Raw genomic sequence first — 18450 nt, 5'->3', positions numbered from 1 at the left:
AAATAACTTTGTTAATTTTAAAAACGATTGAGAAAATTATATTGAGCCCCTGCTAAAAGACAGGGTTAGTTCAACTTGTAATTTATAAAATTAGCTTTGTCTTTTTTTAAAATCATTAGAACAAACTTCCTAAGACCCCGCCAAAATGCGGGGTTATTTCAACTTACAATTTTAAAAAATAGCTTCGCTATTTTTTAAAATTGAGTTTCACTAAAATAAAAAAGGTTTAGCGTTAGCCAAACCTTTTTAACAATATAATATGTTAATTGTTCCTATAAAGCAGCATCAATTTTTCCTGTATATGTGTTTTTTGGAGCAACACCTACTTGCTTATCTACAACTTCTCCATTCTTAAAGATTAAAACAGTGGGTATGTTTCTAACCCCGTATTTTGCTGCAAATTCTTGGTTTGCATCTACATCTACTTTACCAACCACTGCTTTGCCTTCGTATTCTGCATGAATTTCATCTACAATTGGCCCAACCATTCTACAAGGTCCACACCAAGCAGCCCAAAAATCTACCAATACTGGCTTGTCTGATTTTAATACTACTTCTTCAAAATTTGCGTCTGTTATTTCTAATGCCATTTTTATATTTTTAAATTGTTATTTCGCTTTGTTTTTCTGCAAAAATAATTAAATATTTTTCTTTTTATTATTTTAAGTATATAAATTACTTATAACGACATGATTAAAACTTATTTATTGTCGTTTGATGGCTAATTTATGTCGTTTATATAAAAAACTTTCTTTGCTTCTATAATGTTTGTAGTTTTCTTTCGTTAAAACCTAAAACCTAAACCCAAAAAACATGAAAACATTAAAATTTATAGGGACTTTGATACTAGTCTCTATTTTATCAACCTCTTGTACAAACGAAGATTTGATAAACCAGCCCCCAGTATCTAGCGAAACTAATTTACAAACCTCTAAAAAAACCAAAGATTTACAAAAAACAAACAATGCAGGTCCTATTATTTTAGGCTATTTTCCTTCGTGGCAAGAAAGTTGGACATCAGGTAACAACGGCTCAAAATTAAGAGACATTCCAAAACATGTAACGCATGTATTTTTAGCTTTTGCAAAACCCAATCTTACCTATCAAAAAGGCTCTTATGACATCTCTAAAACAGGTATTCAAACACCTTATGGAGGTACTCTTTTAAAAAAATCTGTAGCTATTTTAAAAGCAAAAGGAATAAAAGTTCTTCTATCTATAGGAGGAGAAACCTATTGGGGAACGAATGATGCATACAACATTAATTACCAACAAATAAAAGACTTAATAGATGATATGGGTTTTGAAGGTATCGATTGGGATTTTGAACCCAATGGTAGTTTTGCCCAAATAGGAAGCCCAGAAAACATACAACATTTTATAGATTTTTTTAATAATTCTAGGGCAATTATGCCTAAAGGAGAATACCTTTTAACTTGCGCTCCTTCTGGTGTTGGAGCTCTTGGAGGTTTAAATAACAACGATTCTAACTCTCCTTTTGCTTACAGTAAAAGAAATACATTAACAGGCGAAAGTGACGCTAATTTATATAATGCAACGACCCCTAACAATGGCATAAGCCTTTTTGGTTTTAGCAGTACAGGACATATGATTCCCGTTATAAAAGCTGTAGGAGATAAAATTGATTTTATAGCCTATCAAGGGTATAATGTAGGCGCTCCAACCAATAGAAAAATTATGTACGATTCTTACAGACATTATGCAGACCAATATGGTTTTAGTATTGTTGCTGGAACTCATTTTCCTGAAGAACCTTGGGGGCCATATTACACTTTTTCATACGACAGAATAGCCGATTTGTCTAATCATATTAAATCTTCTGAAAATTCTAATGACGGAGTTATGATTTGGCAATTATTATTAAAAAAGGCTTCATCTTCATCTTATGGATATTTACATGTAGCCAGTCAGGTACTTAATGGCATTTCTACTTCTATTGCAATAGCCAATGCAGAAAATTATCCATTATCTCCACACACTGGAGATTCTAGTGGCAACGAAAACACGGGTAATACTACTGGTTGTGATAATGCCCCTACTTGGAGTAGCACCGCTGTTTATACAGGAGGTCAACAGGCACTATATAATGGAGCTCTTTATGAAGCTAAATGGTGGACACAAAACAATAATCCTTCTACTAGTACTGGAACAGGAAATCCATGGAAGTTTATTAAAAATTGTACTAACGATGGAAGTGAAACTGGAGCAAATGAAGCACCTAGCGCTTTTTTAACATCGCCTACTGTCAATAGCAATTTTAACGAAAACGAAAATATTACTTTAACTGCCAATGCAAGTGATGCAGATGGAACAATATCTATTGTTGAGTTTTATTCAGGAAATACAAAGTTAGGAGAAGATGCTACAAGCCCTTATGAATTTGTTTGGCAAAACGTTTCTGCTGGAAGCTATAATTTATATGTTAAAGCAAGAGATAATCAAGGCAGTGTAACAACCTCTTCGTCTGTAAATATAAAAGTAAGCTCAACAATTACAAGTGGTGGTGACACAGATTGCTCCAATGCTTCTGAATGGAAAGCATACCCGTCTATTTATAATACAGGAGATATTGTAAAATACAAAAACAAGTTATATGAAGCACAAACAGGCCCTATATGGGTAACTCCAGGTCTTGGAGAACACTGGTGGAAAACCATTGGAATTTGTAATTAATAAATAACCTCTAATCTTTAAGCTATCTAATAAGGTAAATTCTTTTTAGATAGCTTTTTAGTTAAAATAATTTAGATGCAATTGCGTGTATATTATCGCTTTTACCCATCGAATAGTAGTGTAAAACTGGCACTCCTGCAGCCAATAATTCTTTAGATTGTTCTATGGCAAATTCAATTCCTACTTGACGTACTTTTTTATTAGAATCACATTTTTCTATTTCGGCAATCAATTCTTCTGGCAAATCTATTTTAAAAACCTGGGGTAATAATTGCAAATGTCTTTTTACTGCAATAGGCTTAATACCTGGAATAATTGGCACGTTAATTCCTGCTTTTTTGGCAGCATTAACAAACGCAAAATACTTTTTATTATCGAAAAACATTTGTGTAACCACATAATCTGCACCCGCATCTACTTTTTCTTTTAAACGTTTTAAGTCGGTTTGTAAAGAAGGTGCCTCTAAATGTTTCTCTGGATATCCTGCAACTCCAATGCAAAAATCGGCCTTGTTTGCGGCTTCTACCACATCGTGCAAATATTTTCCGCAATTTAAATTTTGAATTTGTTTTACCAAATCTATTGCATAATGATTTCCATCTTTATTGGGCACAAAATATTTTTGATGGCTCATAGCATCTCCTCTTAATGCCATTACATTGTCGATTCCTAAATAATGGCAATCTACCAAAACATACTCTGTTTCTTCCTTTGTAAAACCTCCACACAAAACATGAGGCACAGTATCTACATCGTATTTATGTTTAATGGCAGCACAAATACCTACGGTTCCAGGACGCATTCTGGTTATTTTTCTATCTAATAAACCATTGCCTTTATCGATATAAATATATTCTTCTCTCGAAGTTGTAACATCTATAAATGGCGGTTTAAATTCCATTAACGGATCTATATTATTGTATAAATCTTGAATGTTATTTCCTTTTTTTGGTGGAATAATTTCAAAGGAAAACAAGGTTTTTCCGTTTGCTTTTTTAATGTGTTCTGTAATCTTCATAATAAGTCTCCCTTAATCTCCTCTAAAGGAGGGAAAATTGTTGCGGGTATTTTATGTTATTAATATTTTTTATTGAAGCGTTCCCTAAAGGTTGCGCTTGTAGCTTGTCTTGAGCGTCTTCGAAAGATGTATCTTTTTTGCTTTGTTCTCGATACATTTTTTTTTCGTCTCTTAAAAATTCACGAGCTGACAGTTAAAAAAAAGGTTGTTTCAATCGCTAACGCTAGTTGTTTAAAAGCTTTTTCACTTCATCAAAATCTTCTTGATATTCCCAGTAAATCCATCTTCCATGTGCATAATCTGTTAAAATATATTTTTCACTTAAAGATTTAATTCGTGAAACTGCAACTAGCTTTTTGCTAAACTCATCTGCAGAAATATTTTCTACAATTTCTGTATTATTTTCATCATATCCATGAGAAATAATATGACTTCCTAAATGTAATTCTATAAAACTCATATTTTATTCTTCTGCAAGTGTTGGGTACAACCACTTTCTTGCTTTTTCTTTTGTGATTCCTTTTCTTATAGAGTAATCTGTTACTTGGTCGTCTGTTATTTTTCCTAAACCAAAATATTTTGCTTCTTTATTGGCAAAATAATAACCAGATACTGCTGCTGCAGGCCACATTGCCAAACTTTCTGTTAAAGTAACTCCGATATTTTCTTCAACCTTTAACAAATCCCAGATGGTTTCTTTTTCTAAATGATCTGGACATGCAGGATAACCAGGTGCAGGTCGAATTCCTTTATAATTTTCTTTGATTAAATCGTCGTTTGTTAAAACTTCATCTGAAGCATATCCCCAATGCTTAATACGAATTTGTTTGTGCAAATATTCTGCAAAAGCCTCAGCAAACCTGTCTGCAATGGCTTGCGCCATAATTGCATTATAATCGTCTTCTTTGGCTTTGTAACTATCTGCTAATTCTTGAGCTCCAAAAATAGCTACACAAAAAGTACCTATATAATCCGTTTTATTACTTTCTTTTGGAGCAATAAAATCTGCCAAAGCGATATTAGGAATTCCTTCACGCTTTTTTAATTGCTGACGTAAGGTTCTAAAAATAACTTTATCATTCTGAGATTTCTCGACTGCGCTCGAAATGACATTCTTGCTTCTATTAGGCTTTTTTGAAACTAGGATATCATCATCATTAATTGAATTTGCTTCGAACAAACCAAAAATTGCTTTTGGTTTTAAAGATTGATTTGCAATAATTTCTGCAATCATTTGTTGCGCTTCTTCATACATTATTGAAGCTTGTTCGCCTACCACTTTGTCTGTTAGAATGTCTGGAAATTTTCCATGCAAATCCCAACTTCTAAAAAACGGACTCCAATCTATAAACGGAACCAATTCTTTTAAACTTAATTGTTTTAATACCTGAATGCCTAATTCGTTCGGTTTTTTAATTTCTGATGTTTCCCAATCGATTTTATACTTTCTTTTTCTTGCTTCTGCAATAGAAATATAAGATTTTTCTTTTCCTCGTTTTAAAAATTTGGTTCGAAATTCGTCGTAATCTTTCTTTAATTTTGCAGTATATAAATGGCTCGATTTCTTGTTTAACAAATCGCCAACAACTGTTACTGCTCTAGAGGCATCGTTTACATGAACTACTGCATTTTTATATTGTGTGTCTATTTTTACAGCAGTATGCGCTTTGGAAGTTGTTGCGCCACCAATTAATAAGGGCAATTTAAAATTTTGACGTTGCATTTCTTTGGCTAAATACACCATTTCGTCTAACGAAGGTGTTATTAAACCAGACAAACCAATGGCATCTACACGTTCGTCGATTGCAGTTTGTATGATTTTTTCTGGTGGAACCATTACTCCTAAATCTACAATCTCGTAATTGTTACAAGCCAATACCACACTTACTATGTTTTTACCAATATCGTGTACATCACCCTTAACAGTAGCCATTAATATTTTTCCAACAGGTTCTGATTTATCGGATTTAGCTGCCTCAATAAACGGATTTAAATAGGCTACCGCTTTTTTCATGACACGTGCAGATTTTACTACTTGTGGCAAAAACATTTTTCCTGCTCCGAATAAATCGCCAACCACATTCATTCCAATCATTAAATGCCCTTCTATGACTTCAATAGGAGCTGTAGCTTCTTGTCTTGCTTGTTCTACATCTTCAATAATAAAGGCATCTATTCCCTTTACTAAAGCGTGTGTAATTCGCTCTTGTAATGAGTTTTCTCTCCAAGATAAATCTACTCCTTTTTCAATTTTAGACCCTTTTACAGTTTCTGCAAAATCTAATAAACGTTCTGTTGCATCGTCTCTTCTATCTAAAATAACATCTTCTACATGTTCTAATAAATCTTTTGGAATGTCATCATAAACCTCCAATAAAGCAGGGTTTACGATTCCAATATTCATGCCTGCTTGAATTGCATAGTATAAAAATACAGAGTGCATTGCTTCACGAACTCCATCATTTCCTCTAAAAGAAAACGACACGTTACTTACACCTCCACTTACAGAAACATTTGGTAAATTTTCTCTTACCCATCTTGTTGCTTCGATAAAATCGATGGCATTTCTTCTATGTTCGTCCATTCCTGTTGCCACCGGAAAAATATTTAAATCGAAAATAATATCTTCTGATGGAAAGTGAACTTTATTTACTAAAATATCGTAAGAACGTTTGGCTATTTCTATTCTTCGTTCGTAATTATCTGCTTGCCCAACTTCATCAAAAGCCATTACAATTACTGCTGCTCCATAACGTTTTATTTGTTTGGCTTCCCAAATAAACTTTTCTTCTCCTTCTTTTAAAGAAATTGAGTTTACCACACATTTTCCTTGTACCACTTGTAAACCCGCTTCTATGATTTCCCATTTAGAACTGTCAATCATAATTGGAACTCGACAAATATCGGGTTCAGCAGCAATTAGGTTTAAGAAACGAATCATGGCTTCTTTTCCATCAATTAAACCATCGTCGAAATTTACATCGATAATTTGCGCACCACCATCTACTTGATGCCTTGCAATGTCTAAGGCTTCATCGTATTTTTCTTCTTTTATTAAGCGTAGAAATTTACGAGAACCAGCTACGTTTGTGCGTTCTCCTACATTAATAAAATTACTGTTTTCGTTTAAGATTAGTGGTTCTAATCCTGACAATCGCATATATTTGGTTTGTTTCACTTTCATTACTTGTAATGCTCTACTGTTGGAAATGGTTCATAAAAATGATGCAATAATGTTTTCCATTCTTTATATTCATGAGATTTTCTGAATCCAATTTCGTGATCTTCTAAAGTTTCCCAGTTTACTAATAAGATGTATTTATCTTTAACTTCAATACATTTTTTTAGTTTATGAGAGATGTAACCTTTCATAGAAGAAATAATGGTTTCAGCTTTTTTGAAATTGATTTCAAATTCAGCAGAAAAACCTTCTTTTATATTTAATATGGCTACTTCTAGAATCATATTTTTATCAGACCTTTCAGGTTTTAAAAACCTAAAAGGTCACTTTTATTTTAATGTGATTCTGAAACAGGTTCAGAATGACGTTTTGATAATTTCATGTATTTTGTTTGTTTCACTTTCATTTGCTTTCTATCCTTTTAAAAGACTTTTCGACTGTGCTTAAAGTGGCAGCTTCTCTAGGTTTATATTTAGCAGCAATATTTGCTATGACTTTTATATGCTCTGGACTTGTACCACAACAACCTCCAATAATATTGATTAAATTCTTTTTTAAATATTCTTCTATTTGTTCTCCCATTTCTTCTGGAGTTTCATCATATTCTCCGAAAGCATTTGGCAAACCTGCATTTGGATGTGCAGAAATCGCAAAATCTGTTTTATTAGCAATTGCTTCTAAGTGAGGTTGCAATAAATTGGCACCTAAAGCACAATTAAATCCAACAGATAAAAGCGGAATATGAGAAACCGAAATTAAAAAAGCTTCTGCTGTTTGGCCAGATAAAGTTCTACCTGAAGCATCTGTTATTGTACCACTTAACATTACAGGAATGTTAATATTTTTTTCTTCTTTTACTTGCTCAATGGCAAATAATGCTGCTTTTGCATTTAAGGTATCAAAGACTGTTTCTACCAATAATAAATCAGCTCCACCATCGATTAACGCTTCTGTTTGTTGTTTGTAAGCGATTCTTAATTCTTCGAAAGTTACTGCTCTGTAGCCAGGATCGTTTACATCTGGAGACATACTTGCTGTTCTGTTTGTTGGACCTATAGAACCTGCTACAAAACGTGGTTTGTGAGGTTCTTTTGCTGTAAATTCTTCTGCGACTTCTTTGGCAATTTTTGCAGATTGATAATTTAATTCATATACCAAATCTTCCATTTGATAATCTGCCATGGCAATAGTTGTTCCTGAAAACGTGTTCGTTTCTACAATATCTGCACCCGCTTCAAAATACTTAGTATGAATGGTTTTTATGGCTTCTGGTTGTGTTATAGATAACAAATCGTTATTACCCTGTAATGGAGTTGGGTAGTCTTTAAAGCGTTCGCCTCTAAAATCTTCTTCTGTAAACTTATAGGCTTGCAACATGGTTCCCATGGCGCCGTCTAAAACTAAAATTCGTTCTTGTAATGCTTTGTAAATGTTTGACATTTTTTGATGTTTTTATCAATATATGTCATCAGGAAAGGTGTTTTTTTCGCTGTTATCTGTCCGTTTCTTTTGCTAAGTGAATCTTATCAAAAGGTACTGAAACAAGTTCAGTACAGGTAGAATGTAGCACCTTTCTCAAAAGTGAGAGGTTGCCAAGGCTTCAATGGGTCTAATCCCTCTGCCTTTCGTGATAACGTAAATCAATAAGTTTATGAACTAAGTTGCAAATGTAATATAAAATACTTTATTTGCGGAATTATTGTTCTTAAATTTAAGAAGCCGTCTTAAAAGTATTAGAATTTGTTATTTCGACTGCAATGGAGAAATCTTATTTATTGAATTTCAATATTTTAAATTTTTCGATAACTTCGTTCGCTACTTTCAATCAAAATATATGTTGATTTTAGTAATGCTTACAATAACAGCTAAATTTACTTTTGTGATAGCCTCGTTGTTTTTCTATTCTTTTTCGAAAAGAGTTGAAGACAAATATCGGTCTCCTCTATCGCAAATAATGGCAACTACTACGCCTTTGTCTAATTTTTGGGCAACTTTAACTGCTGTTGCCACAGAACCTCCACTACTCATGCCTGCAAAAATGCCTTCTTCGGTAGCTAATCTTCTGGTCATTTCTGTGGCTTCTTCTGCGCTTACTTCCATTATTGTATCTACTTTTGAAGCGTTAAAAATAGCTGGCAAATATTCTTTACGCCATTTTCTAATTCCAGGAATTCTTGCTCCGTCTTTAGGTTGCGCACCAATAATGTTAATGTTTTTATTTTGCTCTTTTAAATAGTCTGAAACGCCCATAATGGTTCCTGTGGTTCCCATTGCAGAAACAAAATGTGTTACTTCTCCTTCTGTATCTCTCCAAATTTCTGGTCCTGTGGTTTTGTAATGTGCCTTGCAGTTGTCTGTATTATCAAACTGATTTAGTCTAAAATATCCTTTTTTGTATTTTAGCTTTAAAGCATAGTCTATGGAACCTTCCATACCTGCTTCTTGTGGAGTTAAATGTACTTTTGCTCCGTAAGCACGCATGGTTTTTACTCTTTCAATTGTAGAATTTTCTGGCATTACCAATACCATTTTTACCCCTAAAACCTTTGCCATTAAGGCCAAAGCAATTCCTGTGTTTCCACTGGTTGCTTCCACTAAAGTATCTCCTTTTTTAATATTTTTTCTTCTTAGGGCTTCAGAAATCATATTGTAAGCGGCTCTATCTTTTACGCTTCCACCAGGATTATTTCCTTCTAATTTTAGCAATAAAGTAACGCCTTCTTTTTTGAATATGTTTTGTGCTTCCACCAAAGGTGTGTTTCCAACAAAATCTATAATGCTTTTCGTTTTCATTTTATTTTCTTTTTGTAATAAAATTATTTGACTCTACAGTAACTATTGTATTTGGTGATACAGTTTCTGTAATGCAAACATTTGCTCCAATGATTGAATTTTCTCCAATTACAACATCTCCACCTAAAATAGTTGCATTTGCGTAAATAATTACATTACTTTCTATGGTTGGATGGCGTTTTGTAGAAGCCATACTTTTTTTTACTTGAATGCCTCCTAAGGTAACTCCTTGAAAAATAGTGACATTATTTTTAATGATGGTGGTTTCTCCAATTACAATTCCGGTTGCATGATCTATAAAAAACGAGTCGCCAATTTCTGCTCCTGGATGAATATCTGTTCCTGTTGCACTGTGCGCAAACTCGCTCATCATTCTTGGTAAAACAGGAATTTCTTGTTTTAATAGTTGATTACTTAATCGATACACTGCAATTGCATAAAAGCCAGGATAGGCCAAATAAATTTCTCGTAAACTTTTTGCGGCTGGATCTGATTTTAACGCTGCAAAAGCATCTAAATCTAATTTTCTTCTTATTTCTGGAAATGAATTTTCAAAGGCCGCCCAAGAACAATCTTCATTATTAATAGATAATCTTTCTAAAATTTTAAAGAATTTATTTTTAGTGTCTCCTCCTTTTTTTTGCTGATAATCTTCATCAAACAAACAATTTATCAATTCTTTTGTAAAAATCTCTACAGCATCTCTTAAGCACATGCTATAATTTTCTACGGAAACCTTTTGTGCTACTTCTTTCATTTTTATTACGATTCTGGCGCTAATTCTACTTCTAAACCATCAATTTCTGGTGTAATTTGAATCTGACAACCCAATCTACTATTGTCTTCTACATGAAATGCTTCTGCTAACATTGCGTCTTCATCATCTGACATTTCTGGCAATTCGTGGGCTGATTTTACATAGCATTGGCACGAAGCACACATTGCCATTCCACCACAAATACCAATGGTTCCTTCTTCTGCTAATTCGTACGAACGAACAACTTCCATTAGATTCATTGCCATATCTGTTGGTGCAACTATATCGTGCGTTACTCCATTTCTGTCTGTTATTTTAAGATTGATGTCTAAACTCATTCTTATCGGTATTTATTGCAACCAAAAATAAGGAATTTGATTGATTAAACCTCTCTAGTTTTACAACCCAATGAGGTCTATTACTAATTATCATTTAATGGCTAAATATATTGTCTAAAAAAACATAAAAACCTAACAATAAAAGATACCTACAAGGTTTTTGAAACCTTGAAGGAAGTTATTTTTAATTACTGAATCGCTTTAACTACAGCTTTTGGTGCTTCTTTTCTTGTTCCATCAAAACCATCTACACCACCTACAGTTGTGTATTTCATTACATATTTTTTATCTGGAAAAATTCTTTTATAGGCACTTTGGCACATTAAAGTTGCTTCGTGGAACCCGCATAAAATTAGTTTTAATTTTCCTGGGTAGGTATTTACATCTCCAATGGCATAAATTCCTGGAATATTGGTTTGATAATCTAAAGCATTATTCACTTTAATGGCATTCTTCTCGATTTCTAGACCCCAACTACCAATTGGTCCTAATTTTGGTGACAATCCAAAAAGTGGAATAAAATGATCTGTATCTATAATAAAACCATCTTCGCCTTTTTTCTCAACCACAACTCCTGTTACTTTTTCCGCTCCTAAAATTCCTTTTACTTCTGCAGGTGTAATTAAGTTGATTTTTCCTAAGTTTTTTAATTCTTGTACTTTTTCAACAGAATCTAAAGCACCTCTAAATTCGTTTCTTCTGTGAATTAGAGTAACTTCTGAAGCTACATCTGATAAGAAAATTGCCCAATCTAAAGCAGAGTCTCCACCCCCAGAAATTACCACTTTTTTATTTCTGTACAATTCTGGTTCTTTAATAATGTATTCCACTCCTTTATCTTCGAAATTTGTAATATTTTCGAGCAGTGGTTTTCTTGGTTCGAAAGACCCCAAACCACCTGCAATTGCTACCACTTTTGCATGATGTTTTGTGCCTTTATTTGTCGTTACAATAAAAGTACCATCTTCTTGTTTGTCTATTGTTTCTGCTCTTTCTCCTAAGGTAAAACCTGGTTCGAATTGTTTTATTTGTTCCAATAAATTCTTTGTTAAGTCTCCTGCTAAAATTTCTGGATATGCAGGAATATCATAAATTGGTTTTTTTGGATAAATTTCTGAACATTGCCCTCCAGGCTGTGGTAAAGCGTCTATTAAATGACACTTTAATTTTAATAAACCTGCTTCAAAAACGGTAAATAATCCTGTGGGTCCTGCTCCAATAATTAGTATGTCTGTTGTAATCATATTCTTTTTTATAATCCTAATATTATTTAAATTTTTGTTTAGATTTCTCAACTTCGCAAAAGCTTCGTTCGAAATGACAAACTTTTGTCATCTTGAGCGAAATGTAATGAAGTCGAAAGATCTCTTTTTTTTCTGCAAACTGTCACTGTCAACTGCAAACTTATTCCACCAAACTCTTTGTAAATTCGTTTAGTTTTTCTACTTTTTCTTCAAAGTTTCCTTTGATGGTTTTTCTATATTCGTTTAAATTATTTACTAAATCGTCTATATTTTCTGGAATTACATCTTCAAAAAACTGACGCAACCTTTTGGCTGTTGTGGGTGATTTTCCGTTTGTGGAAATCGCAATTTTTACATTTCCTTTGGTTACAATGCCACCCATATAAAAATCGCAATAGGGAGGATTATCTGCCACATTTACCATAATATTTTTTTCTTTACAATCTTTGTAAATTTGAATATTTACAGCTTCTTTATCTGTAGTTGCAATGACAATATTTTTGTTTGATAAATATTTTTTTTTATACTCATCAACAATCATTTTTACTCCGAACTTATTTGCCAATTCTCGAGTTTCTTCTCTAAAAAAAGGAGCAACCATCGTTACTTTCGAATTCGGACTCGACTTCAACAAAAAAGATAATTTTTCTAATGCTACAAAACCTCCACCAACTATTAAAGTTTCTAATTGCTGCGTTTTTAAAAAAATAGGATATAATTCGTTTTGTTCCATTATAGTATTGTGTAGTTGTGTAATTGTTTATTCGTGTAATTGTAAAACCCTTTCTTGCGGTTGCGTGATATTGTCTTGGTTCTTGTCACTAAAACTTTTGATTTCTGATAATTTTTCACGATGTTTTACAACTTCGCCCAAAACAATAATTGCAGGATTGCTTAATTCTTTTTCTTTAACTACATTTAAAATGGTGTTTACTGTTCCAATTCCTACTTTTTCGTTACTTCTTGTTCCATTTTGGATGATGGCAACTGGCAAATTGTTTTTCTTTTCTTTTTGAAATAATTTGATAATTTCTGGCAATTTTCCCATTCCCATTAGTACAACTACTGTTGCATTGGATTTCGCTGCCAGTGCCACATCATTCGATAATTTGTGTTCTTTTGTAGTTCCTGTAATTACCCAAAAACTTTCTGCGCTTCCGCGTTTTGTTATTGGAATATTTTGATACGCAGGAACCGCCAATGAAGACGAAATTCCTGGAACCATCGCCGTTTCGATTCCAAAACTTGCTGCATATTCCATTTCTTCTGCACCTCTTCCAAAAATAAAAGGATCTCCACCTTTTAAACGAACTACATGTTTGTGTGTTTTTGCTCTTGCTACAATTAACTCGTTAATTTGTTCTTGCTGATATCTATAACAACCTCTTCTTTTTCCTACAAAAATGAGTTCTGCATTTGGATTTACAAAGTCTAACAATTCTTCATTTACCAAAGCATCATATAAAACAACCTCTGCCTTTTTTAAAACTTTAATTGCTTTTACTGTAATTAAATCTACATCTCCAGGACCAGCGCCAACTACTGTTAAAAACCCCCTTTTATCCCCAAAAGAGGGAAATACAGACTCTGTTATTTTGTTATTATAATTATTCATTTTCTAACTAATTTATTTCAAACATATGTTTGCAACAATCTTGCAGTCTTATGTCATAAGTCTTTTCTGACTTAATTCTTAATTCTAAAATCTTAACTCCCAACTTCAACAGTTCTAAACGCATCTGCTTTTTTATAAAATAATTTTGCATCATTTAAATAACTTTCTGCAAACGTTTTGGTAGGTGCTTGTTTTTTAATTTGATATACTAAATCTTCGAAAGAACCATTTATTTCGAACTTATTTGTGTCTATAAAATGTTTCTGAAAATCACTAATAATGCCTGCTTGGGTATTTGTTTTTACATTTTCGGCAATTAATAATGCTTTTGCTGTATTTACCAAAGATGTATATGCGTGATATATACTATCTGAAAACTGATGCTCTTTTAAGGCTTCTTCTGAATTGGTAATTTTTTCTTCACTTTCGAATAAAAGTGTCGCAATTAAATCGATTACAACTCCTGCACATTCTCCTACTCCAATTGCTTTTACGTAGTTTTCTGAATGCCCCCAATCGATAAAATCGTTAGGTTCTAAATTTGTGGTGTCTTGCAATCCTTTTAATAAATCGTAGAAATATGTTTTTCCTTGCCTGTCGTAATATTCTAAAAAAGTCTCTTTTTCTTGCTGATTTTCTTCAATATCATTTAATAAAATACGCAATGCTTCTGGGCCTCTTTTGCTTGGTACTTTTACCAATTTGTCTGAAAAACGACCTTTTCCATCGCCTAAAATTCCTCCACCAATTAAAATTTGTAATGCTGGTGCTTGTAAATTCCCAACTTTAATTGACATTCCTTGGAAACCAATATGTGCCATATTGTGTTGCCCACAAGCATTCATACAACCACTAATTTTAATGGCGATTTCTTTATTGTTTAAATACTTTGGATATTCGTTTTCCAATACTTTTTCTAGCTCTACTGCAATTCCTGTACTGCTCGAAATTCCTAAATTACAGGTGTCTGTTCCTGGACAAGCTGTAATATCTGCTGTAGAATTGTACCCTGCTTTTGCGAAACCTAGTTTTTGCAATTCAACATAAAAAAATGGCAATACTTCTTCTCTAACATGGCGAATTAAAATATTTTGACGTAAAGTTAAACGGATTTCGTTTGCTGCATATTTCTTTACCAAGTCTGCTAACAATCTCGCTTTTGGTGTGTAAAAATCTCCTAAATGTATTTTTAAACCAATGGCAAATAAACCTTCTTGCTTTTGTTTAATAACGTTAGTTTCCTTCCATTTTTGATAAGCTGTTTCATCTTCAATTTTTACGGAAGGAATTGCTGTTTCTTGAAAAACAATGGGTTGTTCAAATGCAGAAGTATCTACTTTAAACTTTTTGTTTTCTAATGCATTTACTTCATCTGCAACCAACTCTAAAAAAGCTTCAAAACCTAAATCTTTTACCAAAAATTTTAATCTTGCTTTGGCTCTTTTTGCACGTTCGCCAAATCTGTCGAAAATTCTTAAAACTCCTTCTATAGTCGGAATTAAAAGGTCTTCCTCTAAAAATTCGTAAATAACATCTGCATGTCTTGGTTGCGAGCCTAAACCACCACCTAATAAGACTTTAAACCCTTTTTTTGTGATTCCGTTTTCGGTTTTTACTTTTGCTATAAAGCCTAAATCGTGAATAAAACTAATGGCAGTATCGTTATCTGTTCCTGAAAAAGATATCTTAAATTTACGACCCATTTCTTGACAAATTGGGTTTCTTAAAAAGAATTTAAACGTTGCATCTGCATAAGGCGAAACATCAAAAGGTTCGTTAATATCGATACCAGCAGTTTCTGATGCTGTTACATTTCTAACCGCATTTCCACACGCTTCACGCAAAGTAATATCGTCTTTTTCTAATTGCGCCCACAATTCTGGAGTTCTATCTAAACTTACATGGTGAATTTGAATATCTTGCCTTGTAGTAATGTGCAATCTTCCACGAGAATATTCATCTGAAACATCTGCAATTCTGTGTAATTGTTCGCTAGTAACTCTACCAAAAGGTAATTTTATACGAATCATTTGAACGCCAAATTGACGCTGACCATAAACGCCTCTCGCCAAACGTAAACTTCTAAAACGTTCTTCGTCTATTTTTCCTTCTTTAAAAAGCTGAATTTTTCGCTCTAATTCCAGAATGTCTTTTTCTACAACTGGATTTTCTATTTCGGTTCTAAAACTTTGCATATTAAAAGCCCATCCTAACCTTCCCAAAGGGAAGGAATTCTCACTCGGGCGTAAGAATATTGTTAATTATTTTCTATTTTTTATTAGCAAACTTGCTAAATTCCCACTTTGGGGGATTAAAGGGGGCTTTTTATAAAACCAACCCCAACTGTATTGTTTGTTTTTGGATTGATTAAAATAAACGCACCATTTGATTTGTTTTTGTTGTAAGCATCTACCAACAACGGTTTGCTTAATTTTAATTGAATGTCTCCTATTTGATTCAGTTCTAATGCTGATGGATTTTCGATTTTTCCTGAAAAATCTGTTTTAATAATTGTATTTAATTGTGTAATTTTTGCTTGTGCATCATTTACACCATGTTTTATGTAATATTTTTGAGACGCTTGCAATGGTTCTTTGTCCATCCAACAAATGGTAGCATTTAGTTGCTTGGTAATGGTTGGTTCTTCATCTATTTTTACCAACATATCTCCTCTGCTTACATTTACATTGTCGTTTAAAGTGATGGTTACAGAACTTCCGCTTTTTGCTCTTGTAAATTCTTCATTAAAAAAATGAATGCTTTTTATGGTTGATTTTGTTTGTGATGGCAACACAGCTACTTGATCTCCAACTTCGAAATCGCCTCCATAAATTTTACCTGCATAACCTCTAAAATCGTGGTGTTCTTCTGTTTTGGGTCTAATGACTGTTTGTACTGGAAAACGTGTTTGTGAAACTTCATTAATGTCTTCTGCATCTAACCTCTCTAAATGATGTAATAATGTTTCTCCTTTATACCAAGGCATGTTTTTTGATGGTGTAACTACATTATCGCCTTCTAAAGCCGACAAAGGAATGAATGTTAAGTTCTGATTTTTATATTCGCTTTTGCTTGCTAAATATTCGATTTCTCCTTTAATGATGTTGTATTTTTCTTCAGAAAAATTAACCAAATCCATCTTATTAATGGCAATGACAACATCTTTAATTCGTAATAAATTATTGATAAAAAAATGACGATAGGTTTGTTCTACAACGCCATTTCTTGCATCGATTAAAACGATAGAAGCTTGTGCTGTTGAAGCCCCAGTAACCATATTTCTTGTGTATTCGATATGACCTGGAGTATCTGCAATGATGAAACTCTTTTTTCTTGTTGAAAAGTAAATATGTGCAACATCAATAGTTATTCCTTGTTCTCTTTCTGCCACCAAACCATCTGTGGCTAAAGAGAAATCTAAATAATCGAAACCTCTTTGTTTGCTTTTTTCTTGAATTGCTTCTAACTTATCGTCTGTTAACGATTTTGTGTCGTATAATAAACGCCCAATTAAGGTGCTTTTACCATCATCTACACTTCCTGCTGTTGCTATTTTTAAGTGCCCTAATCCAGCCTTTTCCAAAGAGGAAGAAGTAGTTGAGTTTGTTTGTGTTTTTGTATCTTTCATAAAGCCAATACTAAACTTCCATCGAAGGAAGAAATTTTATTTTAATACCTACAAGGTTTTTGAAATCTTGCAGGGTAGTTTTTTTATTTTTTTAATAATTACAAGCTTTTGAGACTTGTAAGTTGTTATTAAATAAGTGCGTTAGGGATTGAAGTGGCATCCTTTTTAGTTGTCAGTTCGAGTTAATTTGTGAAGAATGAACAAATTTGTATCGAGAACAAAACTAAAAAGATATAGTGGAAAGCCCGTTAAAACGCCCAAATAACTTTAAAAATATCCTTGTTGTTTTCTCTTTTCCATGGCGGCTTCCGAGCGTTTATCGTCGATTCTTGCGCCTCTTTCTGAAATGGAAGAATCTCTAATTTCTTCGACCACTTTTGCAATATCTACTGCATTGGATAAAACTGCAGCTGTACAACTCATGTCGCCAACCGTTCTAAAACGAACCATTCTTTCTTCGACTTTTTCTTCTTCGTCTCTAAAAACCACAGCATCGTCTGCAGACCAAATTAAACCGTCTCTTAAAAAAGTTTTTCTTTTGTGAGCGAAATAAATGGAAGGAATTTCGATGTTTTCTTTTTTAATGTAAGACCAAACATCTAGCTCTGTCCAATTAGAAATTGGAAAAACACGTACATTTTGTCCTAAATCTATTTTTCCATTTAACATGTCAAACACTTCTGGACGTTGGTTTTTTTCGTCCCATTGCCCAAAATCGTCTCTTACAGAAAAAATTCTTTCTTTGGCTCTTGCTTTTTCTTCGTCTCTTCTTGCGCCACCAATACAGGCGTCGAAACCAAATTCTTCGATAGCATCTAACAATGTTTCTGTTTGCAGCATATTTCTACTTGCATACCTTCCTGTTTCTTCTTTTACTGTTCCATTATCGATATTGTCTTGCACGTTTCTTACGATTAATTCTACACCTAATTCTCGTGTTAAACGATCTCTAAACTCGATGGTTTCTGGAAAATTGTGCCCAGTATCTATATGCATTAAAGGAAAGGGAATTTTTGCGGGAAAAAATGCTTTTTGTGCTAAACGAACTAATGTAATACTGTCTTTTCCGCCAGAAAATAGCAGCACAGGTTTTTCGAATTGTGCTACGACTTCTCTGAGTATATAAATTGCTTCACTTTCTAAAGCATCTACTTGTAATGTTTTTTGATTCATAATCATGTC

16 protein-coding genes and 1 riboswitch are annotated in these 18450 nt (G+C 33.2%); of the genes, 1 reads left to right on the top strand and 15 read right to left on the bottom strand.

Going from position 1 to position 18450, the window contains the following annotated elements; translation table 11 throughout:
• Positions 1–272: 272 nt before the first annotated feature.
• Positions 273–590 (bottom strand): thioredoxin, encoded by a 318-nt coding sequence (trxA, locus tag JL193_RS12310; RefSeq protein WP_088355373.1) that lies wholly within the window; start codon positions 588–590, stop codon positions 273–275.
• A gap of 223 nt (positions 591–813) precedes the next feature.
• Here trxA and JL193_RS12305 point away from each other — a divergent pair, with 223 nt between their 5' ends.
• Positions 814–2694, top strand: coding sequence for an Ig-like domain-containing protein (locus JL193_RS12305; protein WP_207971082.1), 1881 nt, complete (start codon positions 814–816; stop codon positions 2692–2694).
• A gap of 61 nt (positions 2695–2755) precedes the next feature.
• Here JL193_RS12305 and metF read toward each other — a convergent pair whose 3' ends face one another.
• The 14 genes from metF to cysD form a co-directional block, all read right to left on the bottom strand.
• Positions 2756–3712: a methylenetetrahydrofolate reductase [NAD(P)H] gene (gene metF, locus JL193_RS12300; protein ID WP_207971081.1), complete on the bottom strand. Its 957-nt coding sequence runs from the start codon at positions 3710–3712 to the stop codon at positions 2756–2758.
• A gap of 223 nt (positions 3713–3935) precedes the next feature.
• Complete coding sequence (locus JL193_RS12295; protein ID WP_207971080.1) at positions 3936–4172, bottom strand: hypothetical protein; 237 nt, start codon at positions 4170–4172, stop codon at positions 3936–3938.
• Between the two features lie 3 nt (positions 4173–4175).
• A complete protein-coding gene (metH, locus tag JL193_RS12290; protein ID WP_207971079.1) occupies positions 4176–6896 on the bottom strand; it encodes a methionine synthase in 2721 nt (906 codons plus the stop codon).
• Positions 6896–7177 carry an antibiotic biosynthesis monooxygenase family protein gene (locus JL193_RS12285; protein WP_207971078.1) on the bottom strand — a complete coding sequence of 94 codons (282 nt, stop codon included), beginning with the start codon at positions 7175–7177 and terminating at the stop codon, positions 6896–6898. The genes metH and JL193_RS12285 overlap by 1 nt, the downstream gene beginning before the upstream one ends.
• 118 nt (positions 7178–7295) lie before the next feature.
• A complete protein-coding gene (locus JL193_RS12280) occupies positions 7296–8333 on the bottom strand; it encodes a homocysteine S-methyltransferase family protein (protein ID WP_207971077.1) in 1038 nt (345 codons plus the stop codon).
• Positions 8334–8413: 80 nt separating this feature from the next.
• Positions 8414–8530: riboswitch (SAM riboswitch) on the bottom strand.
• A 262-nt stretch (positions 8531–8792) separates the two neighbouring features.
• Positions 8793–9686: a cysteine synthase CysM gene (cysM, locus tag JL193_RS12275; RefSeq protein WP_207971076.1), complete on the bottom strand. Its 894-nt coding sequence runs from the start codon at positions 9684–9686 to the stop codon at positions 8793–8795.
• A gap of 1 nt (position 9687) precedes the next feature.
• The gene (gene epsC / locus JL193_RS12270) at positions 9688–10443 is read right to left on the bottom strand and encodes a serine O-acetyltransferase EpsC (protein WP_207971075.1); all 756 of its coding nucleotides are present in this window, start codon (positions 10441–10443) and stop codon (positions 9688–9690) included.
• A 5-nt stretch (positions 10444–10448) separates the two neighbouring features.
• A complete protein-coding gene (locus tag JL193_RS12265) occupies positions 10449–10781 on the bottom strand; it encodes a 2Fe-2S iron-sulfur cluster-binding protein (protein ID WP_207971074.1) in 333 nt (110 codons plus the stop codon).
• A 188-nt stretch (positions 10782–10969) separates the two neighbouring features.
• Positions 10970–12025, bottom strand: a complete 1056-nt coding sequence (locus JL193_RS12260) for an NAD(P)/FAD-dependent oxidoreductase (RefSeq protein ID WP_207971073.1) — start codon at positions 12023–12025, stop codon at positions 10970–10972.
• Between the two features lie 160 nt (positions 12026–12185).
• Positions 12186–12758, bottom strand: coding sequence for a precorrin-2 dehydrogenase/sirohydrochlorin ferrochelatase family protein (locus JL193_RS12255; RefSeq protein ID WP_207971072.1), 573 nt, complete (start codon positions 12756–12758; stop codon positions 12186–12188).
• A 27-nt stretch (positions 12759–12785) separates the two neighbouring features.
• On the bottom strand, positions 12786–13640 hold the full coding sequence (gene cobA / locus JL193_RS12250; protein WP_207971071.1) for a uroporphyrinogen-III C-methyltransferase: 855 nt from the start codon (positions 13638–13640) through the stop codon (positions 12786–12788).
• 92 nt (positions 13641–13732) lie between these two features.
• A complete protein-coding gene (locus tag JL193_RS12245; RefSeq protein WP_207973469.1) occupies positions 13733–15835 on the bottom strand; it encodes a ferredoxin-like domain-containing protein in 2103 nt (700 codons plus the stop codon).
• Positions 15836–15951: 116 nt separating this feature from the next.
• Complete coding sequence (locus JL193_RS12240; protein WP_207971070.1) at positions 15952–17268, bottom strand: sulfate adenylyltransferase subunit 1; 1317 nt, start codon at positions 17266–17268, stop codon at positions 15952–15954.
• Between the two features lie 267 nt (positions 17269–17535).
• On the bottom strand, positions 17536–18441 hold the full coding sequence (gene cysD, locus JL193_RS12235) for a sulfate adenylyltransferase subunit CysD (protein WP_207971069.1): 906 nt from the start codon (positions 18439–18441) through the stop codon (positions 17536–17538).
• Positions 18442–18450 lie beyond the last annotated feature (9 nt).

The sequence above is a fragment of the Polaribacter batillariae genome (assembly GCF_017498485.1).
GTDB classification, from domain to species: Bacteria; Bacteroidota; Bacteroidia; order Flavobacteriales; family Flavobacteriaceae; genus Polaribacter; species Polaribacter batillariae.
The sequence above is the reverse complement of the archived record's forward strand: the minus strand, read 5'-3'. Positions and strand labels throughout refer to the sequence as shown.